The organism is Streptomyces sp. NPDC054866, from assembly GCF_053610745.1.
Map to the genome: position 1 here is coordinate 379000 of NZ_JBSGZA010000006.1, position 11666 is coordinate 390665.

General features: G+C 69.3%; 11 protein-coding genes. 4 read left to right on the forward strand and 7 right to left on the reverse strand.

Annotated elements, in window-relative coordinates:
* Positions 1–72 precede the first annotated feature (72 nt).
* Entirely contained in the window at positions 73–1164 is a 1092-nt protein-coding gene (locus tag ACWGI2_RS29855) for a P1 family peptidase (protein ID WP_453698673.1), read from the reverse strand.
* Positions 1165–1177: 13 nt separating this feature from the next.
* Positions 1178–2401, reverse strand: coding sequence for a low temperature requirement protein A (locus ACWGI2_RS29860; protein WP_453698675.1), 1224 nt, complete (start codon positions 2399–2401; stop codon positions 1178–1180).
* Between the two features lie 175 nt (positions 2402–2576).
* Between ACWGI2_RS29860 and ACWGI2_RS29865 the strand changes: the two genes are divergently transcribed.
* The 4 genes from ACWGI2_RS29865 (at position 2577) to ACWGI2_RS29880 (ending at position 7650) form a co-directional block, all read left to right on the forward strand.
* Complete coding sequence (locus ACWGI2_RS29865; RefSeq protein WP_453698677.1) at positions 2577–4031, forward strand: NarK family nitrate/nitrite MFS transporter; 1455 nt, start codon at positions 2577–2579, stop codon at positions 4029–4031.
* 264 nt (positions 4032–4295) lie between these two features.
* Positions 4296–6566: a formate C-acetyltransferase gene (gene pflB / locus ACWGI2_RS29870; RefSeq protein ID WP_453698679.1), complete on the forward strand. Its 2271-nt coding sequence runs from the start codon at positions 4296–4298 to the stop codon at positions 6564–6566.
* 18 nt (positions 6567–6584) lie between these two features.
* The gene (gene pflA / locus ACWGI2_RS29875; RefSeq protein WP_453698680.1) at positions 6585–7385 is read left to right on the forward strand and encodes a pyruvate formate-lyase-activating protein; all 801 of its coding nucleotides are present in this window, start codon (positions 6585–6587) and stop codon (positions 7383–7385) included.
* Between the two features lie 37 nt (positions 7386–7422).
* Positions 7423–7650: a hypothetical protein gene (locus ACWGI2_RS29880; RefSeq protein WP_160505567.1), complete on the forward strand. Its 228-nt coding sequence runs from the start codon at positions 7423–7425 to the stop codon at positions 7648–7650.
* A 31-nt stretch (positions 7651–7681) separates the two neighbouring features.
* Here the strand turns inward: ACWGI2_RS29880 and mscL are convergent, their stop codons facing one another.
* The 5 genes from mscL to ACWGI2_RS29905 all read right to left on the reverse strand — a co-directional run bounded on the left by mscL (position 7682) and on the right by ACWGI2_RS29905 (position 11633).
* The gene (gene mscL / locus ACWGI2_RS29885; RefSeq protein ID WP_453400119.1) at positions 7682–8158 is read right to left on the reverse strand and encodes a large conductance mechanosensitive channel protein MscL; all 477 of its coding nucleotides are present in this window, start codon (positions 8156–8158) and stop codon (positions 7682–7684) included.
* A 138-nt stretch (positions 8159–8296) separates the two neighbouring features.
* On the reverse strand, positions 8297–8851 hold the full coding sequence (locus tag ACWGI2_RS29890) for a hypothetical protein (protein ID WP_453698682.1): 555 nt from the start codon (positions 8849–8851) through the stop codon (positions 8297–8299).
* 153 nt (positions 8852–9004) lie between these two features.
* Positions 9005–9856: an S-methyl-5'-thioadenosine phosphorylase gene (locus ACWGI2_RS29895; protein WP_453698683.1), complete on the reverse strand. Its 852-nt coding sequence runs from the start codon at positions 9854–9856 to the stop codon at positions 9005–9007.
* 93 nt (positions 9857–9949) lie between these two features.
* Entirely contained in the window at positions 9950–10300 is a 351-nt protein-coding gene (locus ACWGI2_RS29900; RefSeq protein ID WP_453698685.1) for an FmdB family zinc ribbon protein, read from the reverse strand.
* Between the two features lie 67 nt (positions 10301–10367).
* Positions 10368–11633: an MFS transporter gene (locus tag ACWGI2_RS29905; RefSeq protein ID WP_453400123.1), complete on the reverse strand. Its 1266-nt coding sequence runs from the start codon at positions 11631–11633 to the stop codon at positions 10368–10370.
* Between the last annotated feature and the right edge of the window lie 33 nt (positions 11634–11666).

Here is an 11666-nt window from a genome sequence, read left to right on the forward strand (position 1 = left end):
TGGGGCTATTTGTAGCCGTTCTTTCTGGGAATTCCCTTAGGGGATCCTTTAGGGGCTATTCGTTGTTGGGGGTTATTTGTTGTAGAGATCGCGGTACGAGGGGAAGTTGCCGCCCGGCGTCTGGACGGACTCCGCGGCCAGGAGCGCCCGGACGATCGCCGCGGTCACCATGTCCGCGCCCGCCGCGAGGATCTCGTTCAGGCCGAGAGGATTCTGCCCGGCTCCCGGCAGCGGGCGCTCACCGGTCGCGAGGGCGAAGACGGTGTCCCCGTCGTTGAGGAGATGGACGGGGCGCACCGCGCGTGCCATGCCGTCGTGCGACGTGCCGGCGAGCTTCTGCGCCTGGGCCTTGGTGAGTTCGGCGTCCGTGGCGACCACGGCCAGGGTGGTGTTCAGCGGGGGAGGCCCGTTCCCGGCGGCGGCTTCGGCGAGGCGGCGCGTGGCCTCCTCGTGCACCCCGGGGTCGGGGTAGTCCACCCGCCGCCCCTCGAAGTACCGCCCGTACAGGGCGCCCGTCTCCGCGTCGACCCCGGAACCCGCCGCGTTCGCCACGACCAGGGCGGCGACCGTGACACCCGACTCCAGCCTGACGCTCGCGCTGCCGATACCGCCCTTGACCTTGCCGACCACGGCTCCGGTGCCCGCGCCCACGTTCCCCTCCTCGACGGGGGTGAACGGCTCGCTGCCCGCGGCGGCCTCCACCGCGGCACGGCCCGTCGAGGCGTCGGGGCGTGCCGTGAAGTCGCCGCCGCGGCCCAGGTCGAAGACGCAGGCTGCCGGGACCACGGGGACGACGTGGGAGGGATCGGGGCCGACCCGCACGCCGCGGCCCTGCTCCTCCAGCCACGCCATCACGCCGGTCGCGGAGTCCAGGCCGTACGCGCTGCCGCCGGTCAGCACGACGGCCTCGACACGCTGCACCAGATTGCGGGGGTCGAGGGCGTCGGTCTCACGGGTGCCGGGACCGCCGCCGCGCACATCCACGGCCGCGACGGCCCCGCCCACCGGGGCGAGCACGACGGTGGTGCCGGTGAGGTGGCCTTCGTGGGTGAGAGTCGCGTGACCTACGCGGAGGCCGGGTACGTCGGTGAGGGAGCTGGGGGAGCTGGGGGAGCTGGGGGAGCTGAGGGAGTCGGGAGAGTTGGGGGAGTCGGAGGAAGCCATGCCGACTTGCGTATCACGAGGGGGAGTTGCCCGCCGGGATCCGCCTCATCCGGCTGGTGAGCGTCACGCCGGTCGCGACGGTGGCCGTCGCCACGAGCCCCGCGACCAGGACGGCCCAGCGCCCGGCGAACGTACTCGCCAGGGTCGCCAACGCACTGGCGGGCAGCACGAGTTGCTGGGCGATGCCCACCTTGTAGTAACGGGAGTGCAGCAGCCAGACGGTGAGGAGATACAACGCCATCGGCACGGTCACTGCCGTGGACGCGGCGAGCGTCGAGATGTGCGCCTTGCCGACGGCCTCCTCGACGGCGACCTCGAGCCCGGCACCGATCGCGGCCGCCGCGCCGAGGATGACGTAGTGCCCGTATCCCCACAGGAACGCCTGCCGGTTGCTGCTCAGGCGGCCGTGGATGGGCACGACGAAGTAGATCCACCACGCGGCGAAGACCATCAGGAGGCCGCCCGCCGCGATGGGCAGAAGTTCGCCGAGCGCGTCGTTCTCCTCGATGCCGGACTTCACGGCGATGGTCGCCGCCGCGATCGTCTCGCCGAGCACGATGATCGTGAACAGGCCGTACCGCTCCGAGATGTGGTGCGGATGCCAGGCCGTGGTGTAGACGCGCTCCGCGAACACCGGCACGCACATCTCCGCGACCGCCATCACGAGGAACAGCCAGGGGCGTGCGTCCTCCGGCAGGAACAGCAGCCCCGACCAGCCGATCTGACAGAGCAGCACCCCACCCGCGTACCGCAGCGCGGTAGTGCGCTCGGCGCCCGTGGCCGACTTGGCGACACGCAACCACTGAGTGGTGAGCGCGACCCGCATGATCAGGTACCCGAGCCAGATCAGCAGGAAGTCGTGCTCCTGGAACCCCTTGGAGACCCCGGCGGCGAACACGAGCACACCGGCGATCTGTACGAGCGTGACGACGCGGTAGAGCACGTCGTCGTTGTCGTACGCCGACGCGAACCACGAGAAGTTGACCCACGCCCAGAACAGCGCGAAGAACACCATCGCGTAGTTGAGCACGCCCTCGCCCGGGTGCGCCTCGGCCACGGCGTGCACGAGCTCCACCCCGGCCTGCGCGACCGCCACGACGAAACAGAGGTCGAAGAAGAGCTCCAGCGGAGTCGCGGCCCGATGAGCTTCCTCCCGCCCGCGTGCGCGAAGGGGCCGCACCGTGGCGGACGGGGGAGGCGGTGCTGGTGTCGGCCCGGGGGCCGGTGTGGACGTCATGCGGCCAGCACAACAGAAGGCTTCCGCCGAACGGGCCCGAAGGCCCCCTGACCTTCGTGTCTTTGGGCTGGACGGCTGATGCCCTACGACTCTGCTCGCGAGGAGCCGCGCACGGGACCGTGGAAACGTCAGGCCCCGGAGCAAGGTCGGGACCCGTAGCGAACTGGGAACCAACATGAGAACGCCTGCCACCCAAGAGAACCGAGAGAGCCCCCGAGAAGCGCAGACCGCCCCCGCGGGCACGACGTACGACCCCGCTCAGTACCGTCCCGGCAGGACCATCACCGACTGGGAGCCGGAGAACGAGCTCTTCTGGAAGTCCATCGGCAAGAAGGTCGCCGCCCGCAACCTGTGGATCGCCGTCCCGGCGCTCCTGGTCGCGTTCGTCGTCTGGCAGGTGTGGTCGGTCACGGCGACCAACCTCAAGGACGTCGGCTTCGGCTTCTCCACCTCGCAGCTGTTCTGGCTGACGGCCGTCCCCGGCATCACGGGCGGCACGGCGCGCGTCTTCTACACCTTCCTCGGCCCGATGATCGGCCAGCGCCGCTTCACCGCGCTCTCCACGGTCGTCCTGGTCATCCCGCTGATCTGGCTCGGCGTCGCGGTGCAGGACCCGAACACCTCGTACGGCGTGATGATCGCCATCGCGGCCCTCTGCGGTGTCGGCGGCGCGAACTTCGCCTCGTCCCTGGCCAACATCGGCTTCTTCTTCCCCAAGCGCGACAAGGGCAACGCCACCGGCATCAACGGCGGCCTCGGCAACCTCGGTGTCTCCGTCGTCCAGCTGGTCACCCCGATCGTCATCACCAGCTCGGTCCTCGCGGTCGGCTCGGCCCAGCACAAGGCGGACGGCACGCCCGTGTGGCTGCAGAACGCCGCGTTCCTGTGGGTGCCCGTCCTCGTGATCCTGGCCGTCGTCGCGTGGTTCGGCCAGAACGACCTGAAGGTCGCGTCGACCCCCTTCAGCCAGCAGAAGATCATCTTCAAGCGCAAGCACAACTGGCTGATGACCTGGCTCTACGTCGGCACGTTCGGTTCCTTCATCGGCTTCGCGGCAGCTCTGCCGATGCTCATCAAGACCACGTTCACGCCGATCGACGCGGCCTACTCCGCGGCCACGTACGCCTGGATGGGCCCGGCCGTGGGCGCGCTCGCCCGCTGGGCCGGCGGCTGGATCGCCGACAAGATCGGCGGCGCCAGGGTCACCATCATCTCGTTCGTCGGCATGGCGCTCTCGATCATCGGCGTCATCAACTTCCTCCCCTCCGGCGGCGACAACGGCAACTTCTGGGGCTTCTTCATCTGCTTCCTGTGCGCGTTCTTCTTCTCGGGCATCGGCAACGGCTCGACGTTCCGCCAGATCCCGGTGATCTTCCGCGCCCAGCACCTGAAGGGCCTGACGGAGGGCACCCCCGCCTACACGAAGGCGCTGAAGCAGTCCGAGATGGAAGCGGGCGCCGTCACCGGCTTCACCTCCGCCATCGCGGCCTACGGCTTCTTCTTCATCCCGGCGATGTTCGCCAACTTCGCGGTCACCAGCGCGATGTGGGGCTTCGTGGCCTTCTACGCCAGCTGTATCGCGGTCTGCTGGTGGTTCTACGCCCGCAAGGGCGCGGAATCCCCCAGCTGACGCCTCTCGCGGCGTCGGCACGGTGGGCCGGGTGTGGGAGCACCCGGCCCACTGGCATGTCCGCAGATACTTGTGAATGCGTTCACAAGCGAACTTAGGTCCAAAGTCCCGCGAGAAGTACCAGGTCAGGGTGGGTGCATCCGGTCTGGTGAGCGGAGAGAGAGGACCTCCGGCCCCGAAGTGGGGACCATTGCGGAGTCCCTGATCGATCGGACCGCAGTGCAATGGAGGCATAGCGAAAAGGCGATTCGGAAGGTGCCGGCGATGACTGCCACTCCCGCGGAAACGACAGTGCACGGCGAGGCATGGGACGGCTTCAAGGGCGGCCTGTGGCGGGACGCCATCGACGTCCGCGACTTCGTCCAGCAGAACTACACCCCGTACGAGGGTGACGACTCCTTCCTGGCAGGGCCGACCGAACGCACCACCCAGGCCTGGCAGAAGCTCCTGTCGATGTTCCCCGCGGAGAACGAACGCGGCATCCACGACGTCGACGTGAAGACCCCGTCCCGCATCGACGCCTTCAGGCCCGGCTACGTCGACGGAACCGCCGCCGACCACGCCGACCTGATCGTCGGCCTCCAGACAGACGCCCCGCTCAAGCGCGCCATCATGCCCAACGGCGGCTGGCGGATGGTCGAGAGCGCACTCAACGCCTACGGCTACGAGGCCGACCCCGAGGTCAAGGAGGTCTACACACACCTCCGCAAGACCCACAACGAAGGTGTCTTCGACGCCTACACGCCCGAGATCCGCGCCTGCCGCTCCTCCGGCATCATCACCGGCCTGCCCGACGCCTACGGCCGAGGCCGCATCATCGGCGACTACCGCCGCGTCGCGCTCTACGGAGTCGACCGCCTCATCGCCGCGAAGGAGGCCGACAAGGCCCAGCTGGGCGAGGAGTGGGCCACCGAGGACGTCATCCGGGCCCGCGAGGAGACCTCCGAGCAGATCAAGGCCCTGGGCGAGCTGAAGGCCATGGCGATGTCGTACGGCTACGACATCTCGGGACCCGCCACCACCGGCCGCGAGGCCGTCCAGTGGCTGTACTTCGCCTACCTGGCCGCCGTGAAGGAGCAGAACGGCGCGGCCATGTCGATCGGCCGCATCGACAACTTCCTCGACATCTACCTCCAGCGCGACATCGAGTCCGGCCGCATCACCGAGGCCGAGGCCCAGGAGTTCATCGACGACTTCGTCATCAAGCTCCGCATCGTCCGCTTCCTGCGCACCCCCGAGTACAACGAAGGCTTCTCCGGCGACCCGACCTGGGTCACCTGGTCGATGGCCGGCATCGGCGATGACGGCCGCCCGCTGGTCTCCCGCACCACGTTCCGTGCCCTGCAGACCCTCTACAACCTGGGCCCCGCCCCCGAGCCGAACCTCACGGTCTTCTGGGCCCGCGAACTGCCCAAGGGCTTCAAGGACTTCGCCGCCAAGGTCGCCATCGACACCTCGGCCATCCAGTTCGAGTCCGACGACCTGATGCGCCCCAAGTACGGCGACGACACCGCGATCGCCTGCTGCGTGTCGGCGATGGCCGTCGGCAAGCAGATGCAGTTCTTCGGAGCCCGCGTCAACGTCGCCAAGGCCCTGCTCTACGCGATCAACGGCGGCCGCGACGAGAAGACCGGAAAGCGCGTCGTCGAGGGCTTCGAGCCCATCGAGGGCGACTACCTGGACTACGACACCGTCGTCGAGCGCTACGACGCGATGCTCGGCTGGCTCGGCAAGACGTACGTCCACGCGCTGAACGTCATCCACTACATGCACGACAAGTACGCCTACGAGCGCCTCGAGATGGCGCTGCACGACCAGGAGATCCTGCGCACGATGGCGTGCGGCATCGCGGGCCTGTCCGTGGCCGCCGACTCGCTCTCCGCCATCAAGCACGCCAAGGTCAAGGTCATCCGCGACGAGACGGGCCTCGCCGTCGACTACGAGATCGAGGGCGACTACCCCGCCTACGGCAACAACGACGACCGTGCCGACCACATCGCCCAGCGCATCGTCTCGGACTTCATGGGCAAGATCCGGCAGCACCCGACCTACCGGAACGCGGTGCACACCCAGTCCGTCCTGACGATCACCTCGAACGTCGTCTACGGCAAGAAGACCGGCAACACCCCCGACGGCCGCCGCGCGGGCGAGCCGTTCGCCCCCGGCGCCAACCCGATGAACGGCCGTGACGAGCACGGCTACATCGCCTCCGCGCTGTCGGTCGCCAAGCTCGACTACGACGACGCCGAGGACGGCATCTCGCTCACCAACACGATCACGCCGGACGCCCTGGGCCGCACCCCCGGTGAGCGGATCCAGAACCTCTCCGGAGTCCTCGACGGCTTCATGGCCAGCGACGGCTTCCACATGAACGTCAACGTGCTGAACAAGGCGACCCTGGAGGACGCCATGGAGCACCCGGAGAACTACCCGCAGCTGACCATCCGGGTCTCCGGCTACGCGGTCAACTTCATCCGCTTGACCCGCGACCAGCAGCTCGACGTCATCAACCGCACCTTCCACGGCTCCCTCTGAGCCACCTGGAGCACTGCCATGACTGCTCTGCTCGAAACGGTGACCGCGCGCGACACGGCGACCCCGGCGGCCGCGGTCACCCGGCGCCCCGTCACCGGATCCCTCCACTCCTGGGACCTGTCCACCGGCGTCGACGGCCCCGGCACCCGCTTCGTCACGTTCCTCTCGGGGTGCCCGCTGACCTGTCTGTACTGCCACAACCCCGACACCTGGCGGATCCGGGACGGCAAGCGGACCACCGCCGACGACGTGATCGCGGAGGCCGCCAAGTACACCAAGTTCATCTCGGCGGCGGGCGGCGGAGCCACCGTCAGCGGCGGCGAACCCCTCCTGCAGCCCGTCTTCACCGGCGAACTGCTGCACCGCCTGAAGCACGAGCTGGGGCTGCACACCGCCCTCGACACCTCCGGCTTCCTCGGCGTGCGCGCCACCGAGGCCCTGCTCCGCGACGTCGACCTCGTGCTCCTCGACATCAAGTCCTGGGACCGCGAGACGTACAAGAAGGTCACCGGGCGCCCGCTGCGGCCCACCCTCGACTTCGCCCGCCGCCTCGCCGGCCTCGGCAAGGACGTCTGGGTGCGCTTCGTCCTCGTCCCCGGCCTCACCGACGCCCTGGAGAACATCGAGGGCGTCGCCCGCTTCGCCGCCTCGCTCGGCAACGTCTCGCGCGTCGACGTGCTGCCCTTCCACAAGCTGGGCGAGGCGAAGTGGGACGCCATCGGCAAGGACTTCACCCTGCGCGACACCCCCTCGCCCATCCCCGGACAGGTGGCCGCCGCCAAGGAGATCTTCGCAGCCCAGGGGCTCACGGCTGTCTGACTGACGCAGCGGCGCCCCACGGACGTACCCTGGATATATGAGCACCGCCCCCGCCCCCGAACCGCGCGATCCGAAGGAATCGGAGACCCCGAAGGGCTCCGAGGCACCGAAGAAGCCGAAGAGCGCCCTGGTTTTCGACGACCCCCTGTCGCAGCAGTCTTCGGACGACACGGACCGCGGGTGGGGTGAGCGGCCTCCGGTCGGCGGCGACAGCGCCGCCGACCTGGCGCGCTTCCTCGACGAGAAGCCGCCCCACCACTTCTGAGCCCGCTCTACCGCTCGTCGTGCCCAGACCTCTACCGCTCGTCGTGCCCCGAGCCGCGCTGCGCCACCAAGGCGTCGCGGATCTCCTTGAGGACCTCCAGCTCCGAGATCTCGATGACCTCCTGCGTGCCCTCCTTCTCGGCCCTCCGCGCGGCCTGCCTCGCCAGATACTTCGCCATGGGCAGCACCATCAGGAAGTAGACGACGGCCGCGGTGATCACGAAGCTGAGGGTCGCGCTGAGCACGGAACCCCACATGATCGGGATGCCGCTCTCCACGGTGCCGTCGGCCTTCATGTTGCACGGGTCCTTCAGACACGAGCTGTAGTGATCGAGATCCTTCGTACCGAAGGCACCGACCAGCGGGTTGATGACACCCTTCACCACCGAGTTCACGATGTTCGTGAACGCGGCTCCGATGACCACCGCGACCGCCAGGTCGACGACATTGCCGCGCATCAGGAAGGCCTTGAAGCCCTCCCAGAGACTCGGTTCGTTCTTCTCGCTCACCACGAGGCCTTTCGTTGCAACTGCAGTTCGTGAAACAGACAGCTTCGCAAACTACGTCAGGGCCTGGTAGGACTGTCCAATTGGGCAGCTCGAATGAGCGACTTGACAGGAAGTCAGTGCAGTCGCACACATCGTGAATCAGCACAGCGTCACCGCCAGACGCATGCCCGCACCGGCTCCGGCGAGCCGCGCCGCCGTCGCTCTCGGCACGGAGAGCACGACCAACGCGCCCACCTCGGCGGCGCTTTCGGCCACGTCCTCCTGAGGCTCGGGCACCTCGGTCACCCTGGCCCCGGCCGCCACCACCCGCGACGCGGAGCCGTCGGAGGCGACCACATCGACCCGGTCGCCCCGGTGCAGCAGGCGCACGGTCTCCGCGTCCGCGATCCGCACCGGCGCCGTCACGTGTGCCGCGGCCCGACGCTCCCGCTCAGACTCCCGCGAGGGCGAGGCAGTGGCCGCCGGATGCCCCTGCGGCCGCACCCGTTCTGCGTCCCGCGGCCCGGCGGCCACCAGCGCGGCCGCGGTCACCGCGAGTCCCGCGGCCATGGCCCGCCGTCTGTGCCGCAGCAGCCTTCGCAGGCGGTGCCGCCCGCCCCGTACCAGTACGGGGGAGAAGTGCGGCACGGGGCACGGCGGGGGAGGAGAAGGGGAGGAGATGTCTGAGGGAACATGAGCCACGGCGGCCACCACCTGCGGAGTCGAGAGAGCTGCGGATCTTGCCTTCCGCTCTCACGATGCGGGTCCGCGCCGAATCCCGCTGAGCCCCGTGTACAAGTCGCCGGTTGTGGACAACTCCCTCACCCGAAGGGAAAGTTCCGCCCCCGCCCCGGCCCCCACCTCACCTCACGGCAGCCGAATCCCCGGATCCATCCCGCCAAGCGCCCCCGCACACAGACACTCCCGCTCACCCTCCGCCGGCAGCCCCGCCACCGCGTCGAACAGCACCGTCCGCAGCCGGTCCACATTCGCCGCGAACACCTGGAGCACCTCCTCGTGCGATACGCCTTCGCCGCTCTCCGCACCCGCGTCCAGGTCCGTGACCAGCGTCAACGACGTGTAGCAGAGCTCCAGTTCACGGGCGAGCACGGCCTCGGGATGCCCGGTCATGCCCACCACCGACCAGCCCTGCGCCGCATGCCAGAGCGATTCGGCACGGGTCGAGAACCGCGGCCCCTCGATCACCACGAGCGTCCCGCCGTCCACCGGCTCCCACTCCCGCCCGCGGGCCGCCTTCAGCGCTGCGCTGCGCCCGGCGGGGCAGTAGGGGTCCGCGAGCGACACGTGTACGACGTTCGGGATGCTCCCGTCCGGCAGCGGCACCCCGTCGAAATACGTCTGCGTACGCGCCTTCGTGCGGTCCACGAGCTGATCGGGCACCAGCAGTGTCCCGGGCCCGAACTCGGGCCGAAGGCCGCCCACCGCACACGGCCCGAGCACCTGCCGTACGCCCACGGAGCGCAACGCCCACAGGTTGGCGCGGTAGTTGATGCGATGCGGCGGCAGATGGTGTCCGCGGCCGTGCCGGGGCAGGAACGCGACCCGCCGCCCGGCGATGTCACCGATGAAGAGGGAGTCGCTCGGCGCTCCGTAGGGGGTGTCGACCTGGAGCTCGGTCACGTTGTCGAGGAAGGAGTAGAAGCCGGAGCCGCCGATGACACCGACCTCGGCCCGCGTCGCGTTCGCCGTGTTCGCCATGCCGAGCACAGTAGCCGGGCCCGGGAACGCCGAAGACCCCGCTGTCGGAGGACAGCGGGGACCTGGAAGAAAGCGTGTGCGGGGCGGTGCGCCCTAGGCGGCCGACGAGCTCGAAGAGCTCGTGGACGACCCCGAGGAGGAGCCGGACGGCTTCGAGTCCGACGACGAGGACGACGACGAAGCGCCCGCGGAGGACTTGGAGTCCGACGACTTGGCGTCCGAGGACTTCGACGCGGTCGCCGTCGACGGCGTGCTGCTCGACGACGAGCCGCGGCTGTCGTTGCGGTAGAAGCCGGAGCCCTTGAAGACGATGCCGACGGCCGAGAACACCTTCTTGAGGCGTCCGTCGCAGCCGGGGCACACGGTCAAGGCGTCATCGGTGAACTTCTGCACCGCCTCGAGGCCCTCGCCGCATTCGGTGCACTGGTACTGGTACGTCGGCACTTGCTTCCTCCTGGCACTCTCACTCGTTGAGTGCTAACGACGGTCCATAGTGACGTATTCCGCGAGATCAGTCCACCGTGACCGGCTCGCGGTGACCGACGCCACGTGCCACGGTGCGTCCGACGGACCGCGGCACGAGCCGCGAGCGCAGGGTCACGAGCACCGCGAGGGCCAGCGCCGTACCGCCGAGCGGCACCAGGAATCCGGCGCCGGCCCAGAGGTGGTCCTCCAGCTGTCCTGCAACCGTGACGGCGGCGGCCTGGCCGAGCGCGACGGCGCCGGTGAGCCAGGTGAAGGCCTCGGTGCGGCCTGACGGGTCCACGAGACGGTCGACCAGGGTGTAGCCGGTGATCAGCGCGGGCGCGATGCAGACGCCGACCAGGAGACCGAGTCCGGCGAGCAGCACCACGGAGTGCGCGGCCCACAGCCCGGAGGCCATCAGGGTCAGTGCCGCGTACCCGACGAGGAGGCGGCGCTGCGGGGCGATCTTCCAGGCGATGGCGCCGCAGACGAGTCCGGAGAGCATGTTGCCCGCCGCGAACGTGCCGTACAGAACGCCGTTCAGGCCGGGTTCGCCGATGGACTCGGTGAAGGCGGCCAGTGAGACCTGCATGCCGCCGAAGACGGCGCCGATGCCCAGGAAGGTCACGATCAGGACCCGCACACCGGGGATGCGCAGCGCCGAGACGTGCTCCACGCGCGCGTGCTCCTCGCGGGAGGCGGGCTTGGGCTGGGTGCTCTTCTGCGCGGCGAACAGCAGGCCGCCCACCAGCGTGAGTCCGGCCTCCGTGAAGAGTCCGGCCGCCGGGTCGATGGTCGTGCAGAGCGCGGTCGCGAAGAGCGGGCCGAGGACGAACGTCAGCTCGTCCGTGACCGACTCGAAGGCGGCAGCCGTGCCGGCGAGCGGGGTGTCCTGGAGCTTGACGCCCCAGCGGGCCCGCACCATGGGGCTGATCTGCGGCTGCGATGCGCCGGTGGGCACCGCGGCGACGAAGAGCGCCCACAAGGGGGCGTCGGAGAGCGCGAGCAGCGTCAGGGAGAGCACCGACACCGTGTGGATGAGTACGCCCGGCACCAGTACGGCCCGCTGGCCGAACCGGTCGGCGAGCTTGCCGCCGAAGGGGGCGAACACCGCCATGGAGACGCCGGTGACGGCCGACACGGCACCGGCGACGCCGTACGAGCCGGTGGTGTGCTGCACGAGCAGCACGATGGAGATGGTCAGCATCGCGAAGGGCTGTCGTGCCGCGAAGCCTGGCAGGAGAAACGTCCAGGCGCCGCGGGTGCGCAGCAGCTGTCCGTATCCGGGGCGGGAGGTGACCGTGGATGCCACGGCCCGTGCCTTTCTGCCGCCTGGTAGCCCGTC